This window comes from Staphylococcus sp. GW823-FHT05F06, from assembly GCF_058795495.1.
The window spans coordinates 63,698-78,554 of record NZ_JBXAHW010000002.1 but is presented as its reverse complement, the minus strand read 5'-3'; the positions used below and the strand labels follow the sequence as shown (position 1 = coordinate 78,554).

General features: G+C 32.6%; 11 protein-coding genes. All 11 read right to left on the bottom strand.

What is annotated here, in order from left to right; all coding sequences use genetic code 11:
* Window position 1: 1 nt before the first annotated feature.
* Window positions 2–2,191, bottom strand: a complete 2,190-nt coding sequence (locus AC1Q7N_RS01870) for a RelA/SpoT family protein (RefSeq protein WP_001832683.1) — start codon at window positions 2,189–2,191, stop codon at window positions 2–4.
* A 518-nt stretch (window positions 2,192–2,709) separates the two neighbouring features.
* Window positions 2,710–3,228, bottom strand: a complete 519-nt coding sequence (locus tag AC1Q7N_RS01865) for an adenine phosphoribosyltransferase (RefSeq protein WP_001832698.1) — start codon at window positions 3,226–3,228, stop codon at window positions 2,710–2,712.
* A gap of 18 nt (window positions 3,229–3,246) precedes the next feature.
* Window positions 3,247–5,520 (bottom strand): single-stranded-DNA-specific exonuclease RecJ, encoded by a 2,274-nt coding sequence (recJ, locus tag AC1Q7N_RS01860; protein ID WP_002440152.1) that lies wholly within the window; start codon window positions 5,518–5,520, stop codon window positions 3,247–3,249.
* A 744-nt stretch (window positions 5,521–6,264) separates the two neighbouring features.
* The gene (secDF, locus tag AC1Q7N_RS01855) at window positions 6,265–8,556 is read right to left on the bottom strand and encodes a protein translocase subunit SecDF (RefSeq protein WP_001830863.1); all 2,292 of its coding nucleotides are present in this window, start codon (window positions 8,554–8,556) and stop codon (window positions 6,265–6,267) included.
* 338 nt (window positions 8,557–8,894) lie between these two features.
* A complete protein-coding gene (gene yajC / locus AC1Q7N_RS01850; RefSeq protein ID WP_001830800.1) occupies window positions 8,895–9,155 on the bottom strand; it encodes a preprotein translocase subunit YajC in 261 nt (86 codons plus the stop codon).
* Between the two features lie 15 nt (window positions 9,156–9,170).
* Entirely contained in the window at window positions 9,171–10,310 is a 1,140-nt protein-coding gene (gene tgt, locus AC1Q7N_RS01845; protein ID WP_001830840.1) for a tRNA guanosine(34) transglycosylase Tgt, read from the bottom strand.
* A 20-nt stretch (window positions 10,311–10,330) separates the two neighbouring features.
* Complete coding sequence (queA, locus tag AC1Q7N_RS01840; protein WP_001830755.1) at window positions 10,331–11,356, bottom strand: tRNA preQ1(34) S-adenosylmethionine ribosyltransferase-isomerase QueA; 1,026 nt, start codon at window positions 11,354–11,356, stop codon at window positions 10,331–10,333.
* 1 nt (window position 11,357) lies between these two features.
* A complete protein-coding gene (ruvB, locus tag AC1Q7N_RS01835; RefSeq protein ID WP_001830787.1) occupies window positions 11,358–12,362 on the bottom strand; it encodes a Holliday junction branch migration DNA helicase RuvB in 1,005 nt (334 codons plus the stop codon).
* 13 nt (window positions 12,363–12,375) lie between these two features.
* Complete coding sequence (gene ruvA / locus AC1Q7N_RS01830) at window positions 12,376–12,978, bottom strand: Holliday junction branch migration protein RuvA (protein ID WP_001830895.1); 603 nt, start codon at window positions 12,976–12,978, stop codon at window positions 12,376–12,378.
* Between the two features lie 12 nt (window positions 12,979–12,990).
* Window positions 12,991–13,446, bottom strand: a complete 456-nt coding sequence (locus AC1Q7N_RS01825) for an ACT domain-containing protein (protein ID WP_001830784.1) — start codon at window positions 13,444–13,446, stop codon at window positions 12,991–12,993.
* A gap of 11 nt (window positions 13,447–13,457) precedes the next feature.
* Window positions 13,458–14,750, bottom strand: coding sequence for a GTPase ObgE (obgE, locus tag AC1Q7N_RS01820; RefSeq protein WP_002440162.1), 1,293 nt, complete (start codon window positions 14,748–14,750; stop codon window positions 13,458–13,460).
* Window positions 14,751–14,857: the final 107 nt, after the last annotated feature.

Below are 14,857 nucleotides of genomic sequence, written 5' to 3'. Positions count from 1 at the left end.
TCTAGTTCCAAACTCTAGATACTGTATAAACGTCACCTAGTTGTTTAATTTTTTCAACGACACGGTACACATCATTGACATTTTTTACCATCACACTAATATTAATTACTGCATTTTTATCAATGTCTGAACGCCCAGATACTTTAATCAAGCTTCCAGCAGTAGAATTTACAGCTTGTAATACTTCATTAAGCAAGCCATTTCTATCATATGCAGTAACTTCTAAATCAACTTGATATTGTTGTGTTGAATCTTTAGATTTTACCCACTCTACCGAAATCAATCGATCTGTCTCATTTTTTATATTTGGACAATCTGTACGATGAACTTTAATACCGTGTCCTTTAGTGATATAACCAACAATATCATCACCTGGTATAGGATTACAACATTTTGATAACTTGATTAAGACGTTTTCTAATCCCTCAACATATACACCACTGTCTGTGGTAATATCTTTTTTTATAGGTACAGATTTTGTAACTTCCTGCGCCTCATTTAATGCCTTTTGTTTATCTAATATTCTTTGTCGTTCAGTTAATTTATTGACGATTTGTATTGATGTAACACCACCGAATCCAACAGCTGCGTACAAATCTTCATCATTAGCAAAATGATATTTTTCATTAACGACTTCTAAATTTTTCTCAGTTAGAATATCTTCAACACGGAATCCTTGTTCTTTAATCTCCGCTTCTACCATAAATTTACCTTTTTCAATATTAGAAGAACGATCTTGTTTTTTAAAGAAACTTTTGATTTTACTTTTGGCACTAGAAGATTTTACAATTTTCAACCAGTCTCTACTTGGACCGTAAGAATGTTTACTTGTACGAATCTCTATAATATCACCAGTTTGTAGAACATAATCTATAGGTACGATTTTACCATTAACCTTAGCACCAATCATTTTATTTCCTACTTCACTGTGTATTGCATAAGCAAAATCAATTGGTACTGCACCATAAGGTAACTCTATAACATCACTAGCTGGAGTAAATGCATATACCTTATCGCTCTGTAAATCATATTTTAAGGATTCCATAAATTCTTGCGCATCTGCAGAAGTATGGTCGGTTTCAGCAAGTTCTTTTAACCAATTAAGCTTATTTTGAAAATCCTGTGTTTTTTGATTAACTGTCTTACCTTCTTTATAAGCCCAATGTGCAGCAACACCATGTTCAGCGATTTCATGCATTTCGTGCGTTCTAATTTGTATTTCTAAAGGATCGCCATTGGGTCCAACTACAGTGGTATGTAGTGATTGATACATATTTTGCTTAGGCATAGCTATATAATCTTTAAAACGTCCAGGCATCGGTTTCCATAATGTATGAACTAAACCAAGTGTCGCATAACAATCATTTATCGAATTAACTATAATACGTATAGCAAGCAAATCAAATATTTGATCGAATTGCTTTTTTTGTTTTATCATTTTGCGGTATATACTGTAAATATGTTTTGGTCTACCGTTAATTTCGCCCGAAAGATTCATTTTAGTCATTTCGTTTTTAATTTTATTGATTGCATTTGTAATGTAAGCTTCGCGTTCACTACGTTTTTTCTTCATAAGATTAACGATGCGGAAATATTGCACACTGTCAATATATCTCAGCGCTGTATCTTCAAGTTCCCACTTTATCGTGTTGATTCCGAGACGATGTGCTAAAGGAGCATAGATTTCTAAGGTTTCCTTAGAGATTCTTACCTGCTTCTCTCTTGGCATTGCCTTTAAAGTTCTCATATTATGAAGCCGATCTGCTAACTTCACTAAAATTACGCGTACATCTTTAGCAATAGCAATAAATAGTTTACGATGATTTTCTGCTTGTTGTTCTTCCTTAGAGCGATACTTAACCTTTTTAAGTTTAGTTACTCCGTCTACTATTCGTGCAATTTCTTCATTAAACATATCTTTAACATCTTCAAATGTATAAGAAGTATCTTCAATCACATCATGTAGAAATCCAGCGACAATAGTGGGTCCGTCTAAACGCATCTCTGTTAAAATCCCTGCAACTTGAATAGGATGCATAATATAAGGTAAGCCATTTTTTCTAAATTGACCCTTATGTGCCTCATAAGCTATATGATAACTTTTGAGAACATATTCATATTCACTTGTTGATAAATATGATTTAGCTTTATAAAGCACCTCATCCGCGCTATATGGATACTCGTTATTCACTTTAATGACACCCCACTCAATTCATTACTTTCGTTTAGTACTCATGTTGCAAAGATGTTTAACATACCACATGAAAGTACTTATTCATTGTTTTGTATTCATTTTACCATAAATCATTTATAGCTTAAGAAAGTAGAAAGGTTCTACATATATCAAATTATCATGTTCAACTATATAATTGAAACTCATTTATTAACTTTCTAAATAATAGTTTCATGATACTACAATATGACTTACAAATAAATAAATGATGTTAAACTTTAATCACATATATAATTTTACATTTAAGTTGTCGATTCCAATTAAAAAATTAAAACACATATTTTTATTTAATATCGTTTTAAAGCAATGTCAAAGATAAATAGAGATGAATACTTAGCTGATATTCATAGCAGTTATAAAGTAAACTATAATAACATTGATAATCATTTTAATACACTAAGACATTAAGCTTTTTAAAAAGATTAATGAGCCTGATATTATTTTTCAGGCTCATAAAAATCTAAATTTTATTATTTTTATTCATCATATGAAATCAAACTCATCACATCATAATCTTTTATTTTATCAATACCATTCAAATATTTAAGTTCAATAATAAACGCAATACCTACTACTATACCACCTAATTGTTCAACAAGTTTTATTGCTGCTTCAATTGTTCCACCTGTAGCTAGTAAATCATCAGTAATTAAAACTCGTTGTCCTGGTTTAATCGCATCTTTATGCATAGTTAATACGTTAGTTCCATATTCTAAATTATATTCATAACGAATAACTTCTCGAGGTAGTTTTCCTTCTTTACGTACTGGAGCAAATCCAATACCCATTGAGTAAGCAACTGGACACCCTATTATGAATCCTCTGGCTTCAGGACCAACTACTATATCTATATTTTTTTCCTTTGCGTATTCAACAATTTGATCCGTAGCATATCCATATGCTTCACCATTATCCATTATAGTTGTTATATCCTTAAAGCTTACACCTGCTGAAGGCCAATCTTTTACTTCTGAAACATATTGTTTTAAATCCATTGTTTTTCCTCCTGAAAGCTATGTTAACTTTGATATTATCCATTCTTTTATATTTAAAAAATCATCATAGAGAAGACGTTCTTCTACTTCCATACGTGCTCGTCTCATTTGGTAAATACGACTATTTTCTATATCTTGTTTATTTGGCGCTGGATTTATCTTAATCAATCCCTTTTCGTCGTAAATAAACTCCAATTCTTTAAAGACTTTAAGCATGAATGTTAATATTTCTGGCTTAATATTTAAGTACTCACAAAGCAGCATACCTTCTTTAATTAAGTCAGTTTCTTTTTTGTTTATTAAAGCTTTGTAACACTTTTTAAAAAGCGACTTGCTAGGGATACCTTCAAAATATATTGACTTTTCATGCTGCAGAACTAAATATAGTTGAGAAATTTGTGAATGTTCTAAGGTTTGTTCAATTTCAACCATAGTATTAGGTAAATCTCTAAACACTATTTTATCATAAGGTCTATCAATAGCCTCACCATAATGATAGTAATGTGAATTGCTTTTTTTAAGTTTCGGATGAATGACATAGGCAACATTTGATTCAGATTCTTTAAATTGTATATTTTTACGTTTACTACGATAATCTAAAATTTGTAATTGGTCTATAGCAATGTCTTTGATGATAAATTGAGGTGTTTGATTACCATTCCATTCATTAATTTGCAATGTTCCTATTATATGAATCGGTTGACCTGGTTCAAGTTCACTTGCCAAATGTCCATGATTCCAAAATAAAGCAGTTAAACCTGAATGACCAAGCGTTAACTTAAGATGCTTATTATCCTGTCCAATTCCCTTTGTTGACTTGACAATTAGATCTCTAACCATAAAAAGAGGACTATTAAAGTCCGTACCAAAAGGCCTTAATTGAAATATATCTTTAATATTTTTAATGTTAATTTCTTTTTCTTCAAGTTGTGCATCCACCTTTATTGAAGGCTCTAATGAAGTGGTAACAGTTAGTTCTTTCATCCACATATCTAGCTCTTTATGTAAATGTTCAATATTATCGATAGACATTGTCATTCCTGCAGCCATGTGATGACCACCAAACTTATCAATTAACTGTTGATGGTCATTTAAAATATCAAACATGGAAACTTGTTCAATTGACCTCGCAGAACCCTTGGCATGATTTTGATTTTCATCAATATTTAAAATTAATGTAGGTAGTGCATATGTTTCTACAATTTTAGATGCAACAATACCTAATACACCCTCATGCCACCCCTCTTTGGCAAGTAAAAGAAACAAATGGCCTTGCTTGATTTGTTCCTCTGCTAATAACAATGCTTCATCAGTAATTTTAGATACTATATCTTTACGTTCATGATTAAAATGTTCAACTTGTTCAGCTAAAAATTCCGCCTCTTCAAATTCATCGGACAATAAAAGTTCAGCAGCTAATGATGCATCTTCTAGTCTACCAACCGCATTTAATCGAGGTCCAATAATAAAACCAATTGTTTCTTCTGTTATTTCATCATTAAAACCCGCTTGATTTAAGATAGCCTTTATGGACGATGGTGTATGATTGTTTAATATCTTTAATCCTTGCTTTACAATATATCTATTCTCATCTGTCAATGATACTAAATCTGCAATTGTACCTATGGCAGCTAATGCTATGAAATGTTGAGGTGGATGCTCTATCAATCCTTGGGCCAATTTATAAGCAACACCCGCACCACATAAATATTTAAAAGGATATTCAAAATTAGGATGCATCGGATGTACAATTGCAAAAGCATCAGGTAAAGTTTCTCCTATTTCATGATGATCTGTCACTATAACATCTACACCTAATTCTTGTATGGTACTTATTTCATGATGTCCCTGTATCCCATTATCTACAGTTATTATTAAGGAAATCCCTTCGTCATAAGCATTTTTAAATGCTAATTCATTAGGTCCATATCCTTCTGTAAATCTATTGGGAATATACCACCCCACCTGAGCGCCAAGTAGACGTAAAGTAGACACTAGAATTGTAGTAGATGTAACACCATCTGCATCATAGTCACCATATACTAGTATTCGTTCATTTTGATCGATAGCTAATTTAATACGATCAATGGCTTTTTGCATATCACTTAATAACATATAATCATGACTAATGTTAGTGCCTTCAAATAGATTTTGAATCTCCTGATTATCCACAATATTTTTACTCTCTAATACCTTTTTTACTATAGGTGAAAGTTTAAATTGATCACTGCTACTCTCACTTATAAAGGTATTCGGTTGAGTTATATCCCAATTATATTTTGATTTAATCATTATAATCGTCCTCATTTCCACAGGTCATTATACCGAAATTTTATTGAAATAAAAAGTACTTGCATTTTTTAAAAGAATATATCATTTCAATTCTTCACAAAACTTTTATCATTCAATTTGTTCATTAACTGCTATCTTTATGATTAAACGCTAATATATAAAATCAAGAGGCAGGGGCATAATTCCTAGCAAAATAGACAGTAAATGAGTTTTTTATAAATTCATTTACTGGCTTCTTTATTTACAATACCTCGTATTGTTGGCTCGCTTTCTTAGGGGACAGCTTCAGCCTGTAGTCTTCAACTTGTCCTGCTCCCTCAAGAGTCTCGCCAAAATACTTTGTGTTTATATGTAATTTCACATTGAAATACTTTAAAAAATAAGGTCTTTCGTATAATTTAATAAATAGCAATAAACTAAATTAACGAGGTGCCTTATGTATAAAGATTATAATATGACTTAACTTACTCTACCAATGGAAATTTCAGTTCTTATCCCCACACATGATATTTCACGACATGTAAATGATATTGTAGAAATAATTCCAGATACAGAATTCGATGAATTCAGACATCATCGTGGCTTAATATAAAAAATAATAGCTCAACGAGCTGAAAATAATCAAAAAATTATAAAAAAGACAATTTCTATATTATTTCAATAGAAATTGTCTTTAATTACTTATCTTGGACCTTTTTGTTCCAGCCTCTTGTAAATTTTTAAAATTATTAAAATGTGAAGAAGTTAAACTAAGATTTTTTCATCGTTAGATTTCTTCTCTTTGTGTACTACTAATTTATTATTTTTTGTCTTTTTAAACTGTCGTTTCTTAAGCATGCCCCATAATGGTACAGCAATGAAAATTGACGAGAATACACCAGATAATAATCCAATTAGTAATGCTAAAGAGAAATTAAATATTGTTGGTGCACCTAATATTAATATTGCAACTACAACTACAACTACAGTCAACACTGTATTAATAGAACGTGTCATAGTTTGTCTAATAGAGCGGTTGACTATATCATCAATTTGATCAGTATGCGTAATTACTTTAACTTTATGCAGATTTTCTCGAACACGGTCGAAAGTTACGATTGTATCATTGATTGAATAACCAACGATAGTTAATACTGCTGCAATAAATGTTAAATCTACTTCTAATCTAAACAAACTAAAGATTGCAATGATGATAAATACGTCATGTAATAATGCAAGTACAGAAGATAGACCCATACGCCATTCAAATCTTAGTGAAACATAGATAATAATGCCTATAGAAGCAAGTATTAATGCAGTTACAGCATTTTTAGCTAGCTCTTGGCCTATGAGAGGTGAAACGGTATTAATTTGTGGATTATCTCCAAATTCAGATTTCACCTTAGCACTTAATTTATTGTCTTCCTCACGTGATAAATCTTTTTTAAACTGAACTGTGGCATTTTTATTTCCACTACCATTAATCTGTATTTGATCTGGTTCCAATCCAACTGATTTTACAGTTTTCTCAACCTGTGCTTGTGTTATAGCATTTTTAGATTGAATATCTGCTCTTGTTCCGGATGAGAAATCAATACCTAAGTTTAATTTAAATATTGAAATGATAATCAAACCAATAATTACAATTAAAATACTAAGTGAAATAAGTGGCTTAGCTAATTTAACAAAGTTTAACCTTTCATATGATGTTTTTAAATCATGTACATCTTTACCTTCATTAATATCATGTCTATCCTTCTTCTTAACACCAAATAACCAGTATTGTTTTTTAAAGAAGTTTGAAGATACCAGTAATGATAACAACCCTCTTGATAAGAATACTGCGGTTACAAATATCATTAAAATACCTAAGAGTAACATGGTTGCGAAGCCTTTGACTGAACTTTCTCCAAAGAAGAAAAGCACAGCTGCAGCGATGACAGTTGTTAAGTTGGAATCAAATATAGTTAAGAATGAACTTTTATTTGCTTTTGAATACGCTTGTTTAAGCGTGCGTCCAATTCTTAGTTCATCTTTAATACGTTCATACATTATGATATTGGCATCGACAGCCATACCTACACCTAAAACTAATGCCGCCAATCCAGGTAGAGTTAATACACCTGATATGAAATTGAATGCGACTAAAGTTAAATAAATATAAGTGGTTAAGGCAATGATTGCAACTAAACCAGGCAAACGATAGAAACCAAGCATAAATAAATAAATTAATGCTATACCTACAATTGATGCAAACATGGTCTTATCAAGAGCATCTTGACCAAATTGTGCACCAACAGAGTTAGAGTAAATTTCTTTTAAATCAACTGGTAATGAGCCGGCATTTAATAACTCAGCTATTTGTTTCGCTTCTTCAACACCTTTTTTCCCATTGAAGCCACCTGAAATTTCAACACTACTAGAATTAATAGGTTGGTCTACACTCGCTGCAGATATAAATTTAGGCTTTTTACCTTCTTGTTGCTTTTTAGCTTCTTTCTTGTAACTATCGCCTTTTTCGAAATCTAACCAAACTACCATGACATTGTCACGTTTTTTAGAAATCTTTTCAGTTACTTTCTTAAATTTATCTTTACTTTTTACTTTAAATGTAACTGTTGGTTGATTAGTTTCTTGTTTAAATTCTTGTTTAGCAGAGCCTTGTTTAATGTCTGAACCAGACATTAAAACATGATCTTCAGCATCTCTAATTGTTAAATTAGCTTGTGTCGATAATAATTTACGCGCTTGTGCTTGATCCTTGATACCTGCTAATTGTACACGAATTCGATTTGGATCTTCGATTTGTATTTTCGGTTCTGATACACCTAGAACATTTACACGATTTTCTAATGTTTGAGATGTAGCTTGAAGTGCTTTTTTATCAATTTTATCTCCTTTATTTAAAGGATCTACTTGGAAGAGGACTTCAAAACCACCTTGCAAATCTAGACCTAAATTAACATTTTTAACTACATTCTTATACGTCATACCCATTCCTGTGAATAGTAGAGCTATGAGGAGTATGAATGCAATTATTCTACTCGTTTTCTTCACATGAACACCTCATTATTTACTTATGTATCTAGAATACTCGATGAATAAATTATCGTGCAAGTTAAAATGATATTACGTTCACTTTAACGGACTTACTTATATTAACATACTCATAGAAATAGTGAAATTATTGTCTAAAAATGCAACAATTTTATAATAATTATTATGTTTAAAAAATACTAAAAAAACCTGAGACAGAAATTGTCCCAGGCATTCTTAACATTATAACAATCAATACAGAAGTTAAAATAAATTTATTTTAATCATTTAAGATTAGAATTCTATTACAGTAGAAAGATAAAACATTCTATCCCCTACATTTAGATATCAATCTGTATTTATGAAGGATCTACTTGTTTTATAGCTGGTTTTTCAAAAGTCATTTCTGTTCCATTACTATTTACTGTAATGATTACAGAAGTTTCATCTACAGCTTTTATAGTTCCTTTAATACCACCGATTGTAGTAATCTTTTGACCCGCTTCAACACGGTTAATCATTGCACGATGTTCTTTTGCACGTTTTTGTTGTGGTCTTATTAATAAGAAATACATTACGACCAATAATAAAATTGGTATAATCAATGAAGTTAATTCCATTTTAGTTACTCCTCTTTAAAAGTTTTTAGGGTTTTCTACATTTAATCCATATTGTTCAAAGAATTCATCTTTAAAATCTAAAAGACGGTCTTCTCGAATGGCTTGTCTAATATCTTCCATTAATTTTAGCAGAAAATGTAAATTATGAATAGTAGTAAGACGGATACCAAAAGTCTCTTCCGCTTTAACTAGATGTCTAATATAAGCTCTTGTGTAATGTTGACATGTATAACAGTCACATTGTTCATCAAGTGGTCTTAAATCATCTGCATATTTAGCATTTTTAACAACTAATCGACCATTTGATGTCATACAAGTACCATTTCTAGCAATTCTAGTAGGTAATACACAATCAAACATATCCATGCCCCTAATGCTACATTCAATCAAAGCATCAGGAGAACCTACTCCCATTAAATATCTAGGTTTATCTTTCGGCATAAATTGTTCTGTATGTTCAACCATGTCATACATAACAGGTTTTGGCTCACCTACAGACAGCCCTCCTATTGCATACCCTGGAAAATCAAGACTGACTAGCTCTTTAGCACTTTGTTCTCTTAAGTCTTTGTATTCTCCACCTTGAATAATACCGAACAGTGCTTGATCTCCAGGGCGTTGATGTGCTTTTAAACATCTGGCTGCCCATCGAGTTGTACGTTCGATTGAATCTTTGACGTAATCATATTCAGCTGGCATTGGTGGACATTCATCAAATGCCATCATAATATCAGAACCTAAATCATTTTGTATTTGCATAGACTTCTCGGGACTCAAAAATAGTTTTGAGCCATTGGTATGATGTCTAAATTCTACACCTTCTTCAGAAATTTTACGCAAATTACTTAAACTAAATACTTGGAAACCACCAGAATCTGTTAAAATTGGACCGTCCCAATTCATGAATTTGTGTAATCCCCCAGCGTGCTTGATAATATCATTTCCAGGTTGTAACCACAAATGATATGTGTTTCCTAATATAATCTTTGCTTCTATGTTTCTTAATTCTTCCGGGCTCATTGTTTTAACTGTTGCTTTTGTCCCAACCGGCATAAACATTGGTGTTTCAAAAGATCCATGCGGTGTATGTACAATTCCTAATCTGGCACCGGATTGTTTACATGTTTTTATATGCTCATATGTCACTGCAGGCATATGTTAAACCTCACATTCTTTTATATAATTAACATTGCATCTCCAAAACTAAAGAATCGATACTCCATTTCAACAGCTTTATGATAAGCGTTTAAAATATATTTTTTATTGCTAAATGCTGATACTAGCATGACTAACGTTGATTTAGGTAAGTGGAAATTAGTAATTAACCCATCTATCGCTTTAAACTCAAAGCCAGGATAAATAAAGATATCAGTCCATCCACTTGTGGCAACAAATTGAGGATGATCACGACGTATCGTTTCTAATGTACGCGTTGATGTTGTTCCAACTGATATCACACGCTTCCCACTTTCTTTTGTTTTATTTAATAAATCAGCCGTTTCTTGTGTCATTTGATAATACTCACTATGCATTTCGTGATCATCGATATTTTCAACACTTACGGGTCTAAAGGTTCCTAATCCAACATGCAATGTAATAAAAGCGATATGTACCCCTTTTTGTTTAATTTTATTTAGCAAATCATCAGTAAAATGTAAACCCGCTGTTGGTGCAGCTGCTGATCCACTCTCTTTAGCATAAACCGTTTGATACCTATCAGGATCATCTAATCTTTCTTTAATATATGGAGGTAATGGCATCTCGCCTAATTCATCTAAGCGTTCTTGGAGTATACCCTCATAATGTAGACGCATAATACGCCCGCCCTGTTCAAGTTCCTCAATACACTCAGCAACGATTTTACCATCTCCAAAATTTAGACGATGACCTTTTTTAATTCTCTTTGCAGGTTTAAGTAAAACTTCCCAATCATTACCTTCAATTTGGGTGAGCATTAGCATTTCAACTTTAGCACCAGTTTCTTCTTTTAGGCCAAATAATCTAGCAGGCATAACACGTGTATCATTAAGAACCAATGTATCACCAGGCTCAAAATAATGGATGACATCTCTAAAATGTAAGTGTGTCAGCTCACCAGTATCTTTGCTAAGAACTAACAATCTACTTTGGTCTCTGTTTTTTAGTGGTGTTTGTGCAATGAGAGACTCTGGCAAATGATAATCGAAATCTTCGATATTCAAATTATTCCCTCTTTTCGTTAGTAGTATTAAAGTGTTCATAGGCTAAAGCAGTTGCTTTTCTCCCACGTGGAGTCCTTTCCAAGAAACCTCTTTGGATTAAGAAAGGTTCATATACATCTTCTATAGTCACTCGTTCTTCACCTATTGAAACTGCAATTGTATCTAATCCAACAGGACCACCATTGTACTGATTAATAATACAATTCATCATTTTATGGTCAATGTAATCTAAACCGTGTTGGTCGACCTGCAGTAATTGTAATGCTCGTTTAGTCGTTTCAATATATATCTGATCGTCTTCATTTACTTGTTGGAAGTCTCTTACACGTTTTAGTAACCTATTCGCTATCCTAGGTGTACCTCTAGAACGACGAGCTAATTCTAAGGCGCTTTCCTTATCGATGTCCGTTCCTAAGACCTCTGCAGTTCGCGTGATTATTTCCTTTAAATCATTTTCATTATAATACTCTAATCTAAGATGCACACCAAAACGATCTCTTAATGGCCCCGTTAAACTACCGGCTCTTGTCGTTGCTCCAACTAATGTAAATGGCGGCAAATCTATTCGAATACTTCTTGCTTCATCGCCTTTACCGATGATGATGTCTAAGAAAAAATCTTCCATAGCAGGATACAGAACTTCTTCAACAACACTACTTAATCTATGAATTTCATCGATAAATAACACATCACCTGGCTGTAACCCAGATAATATCGCTGCTAAGTCACCTGGTCTTTCTAAAGATGGTCCTGAGATGGTACGAATATTTACCTCCATCTCATTAGCAATGATATTTGATAGCGTCGTTTTACCTAGTCCTGGAGGACCAAATAACAAGACATGATCGAGTGGCTCTTGTCTAAGTTTGGCAGCCTTGATAAAGACTTCTAAATTACTTTTTATAGAGGATTGACCTATATACTGCTTTAATTGTGTTGGTCTTAGTGATAATTCCAAGTCAGTATCTTCATTATGAAATTCTTGATCGACCATTCTTTTATCCATTTGACTTCCTCCATTAAGAAACTAGTGTTTGTAGTCCTATTTTAACGGCTTCATCCACACTATTCACATTATGTTTGTTTAAGGATTTTTCTACTTTGGTTAATTCTCGTTTAGAATAGCCCAGTGCTTGTAAAGCTAATAGTGCTTCAGATATTATTTGGTTTTGTTCATTACCATTAACTTGAGTTTGTAATAAATCGTCACTATTTTCTTCAGTAATTGTAACCTTCCCTTTTAAATCTAACACAATTTGTCTTGCAGTTTTCTTTCCTATCCCAGGAAATTGTGTTAAATAAGCATCATTTTCATTTTCGATAGCCAATTTAACTTCATGTGGTGTACTTGAAGCAAGTATCGCTAAAGCTGATTTAGGTCCTATCCCAGTCACTTTTATTAAGCTAAGAAACATTTCTTTTTCCTCTTCATTAATAAAGCCATATAGTAGTTGAGCATCTTCTCGTACAATTAGTGAAGTATAAATTTGGACTTCTTTTTCAAGATATTTTTGAAAACGATAGGAATTAGGCGTTTGTATCTCATAACCTATGCCACATGTCTCAACCACTACATGTGTAGGGAACAACTGAGATAATGTTCCTTTAATATATGCATACATGTCAGTACTCCTTTACATAGTCATACTTATTAAGTCTACTTTAGTTACATGATTTATCTCTCTTAATGATTCAATGACCTCATCAATGGATAAATTAGAATTTCTCGCATTTAAAGATAGTGTGATTGTCGCTTTATCTTCAATTGGAACACTTTGATGAATTGTCAACACTGATAATTGAAGTTGAGAGATTGCATTAAGAACTTGGGCTAACATTCCAACAATATCATTTACATATAAAATCAAAGTAAATTCTCTTTGATCTAATATTTTTTCATCTACTGGAAATATTGTCTCTCTATATTTGTAAAATGCACTTCTAGAGAGATTGAATTGTTTTACAGCATCATAAATGGACAAATTCGAATTATTTTTTAAAGCATCCTTAACTTTTAAAGTTTTGATGACAGATTCTGGTAGTACATCTTCTCTAATTAAATAAAATTTTCGATTGTCTTTATTGTCCAATTTAGACACCCCTATTCGACAAATTCAAATTCTCCGCCTAAGATTCTAACAATATCACCATTGCTACAACCTCTCTCTCTTAAAGCATCATCAATACCCATTGACCGCATTTGTCTTGCGAATCTTCTTACAGCTGGATCACTATTAAAATCAGTCATTTTAAACATTCTTTCAATAGCATTGCCACTCACTACATATGCGCCGTCATCATCTCTAGAAATAGTAAATTTATCTGCTGATGGTGTGTGTTTATATAATACACGATTAACACCTAAATTCTCATCTTCTTCAACTGAGAAGTCAACATCTTTAACTTCCTCGAGCTTATCGGCAATTTGATATAATAATTGATCAATATTGTCTCTCGTAATAGTTGAAACAGGAACAACTGTCACATCGTTATCTAATTGTTCCTTAAAATGCGATAAATTCCCTTGTGAATCAGGTAAATCCATTTTATTTGCGACTATAATTTGTGGACGATCTTCTAAGCGTTGTTTATAATTGATTAATTCTTGATTAATAATTTTATAATCGTCTAATGGGTTTCGACCTTCTGACCCACTCATATCAATCATATGAACAATCACTTTAGTTCGTTCAACATGTCTTAAGAATTGATGTCCAAGGCCGACACCATCAGAAGCGCCCTCAATTAATCCTGGTAAATCTGCCATAACAAAACTTCTATGATCAGGAGTTGAAACAACACCTAGATTAGGCTTTATTGTCGTAAAGTGATAAGCACCTATCTTAGGTTTCGCTTTAGAAACTATTGAAAGCAATGTAGATTTACCCACACTAGGAAAACCAACTAATCCAACATCTGCTAACAATTTCAACTCTAAAGTCACTTCTAATTCTTCGCCTGGCTCACCATTTTCACTAAAATCTGGCGCAGGATTTCTAGGGGTAGCAAATCTTGAGTTACCACGCCCGCCGCGTCCTCCTCTAGCTACAATAGCACGTTGGCCATCTTCAACCAAATCTGCAAGCACTTCTTCACTTTCAACACTTTTAATAATTGTACCTGGTGGTACTTTTAACACTAAGTCTTCCGCATTTCTACCATGCATGTTGCTACTTTGACCATTTTCGCCTTTTTTAGCTTTAAAATGTCTTTGATATCTGAAATCTAATAAAGTTCTCAATCCTTCATCCACTTCAAATACCACAGAAGCACCTTTACCACCGTCGCCACCAGCTGGACCACCAAAAGGTACATATTTTTCTCTTCTGTAAGCAGTGATGCCATTACCTCCATCACCAGCTTTTAGAGATATTTTCACTTGATCGACGAACATATATCTCACCTCTTTTACTCCGAAATTTTAATCTTTTTAATTATATCACTATATATAGTGATATAAAAACTATAGTCAATTTGTATTTTTACCTAAACAAAATAAAA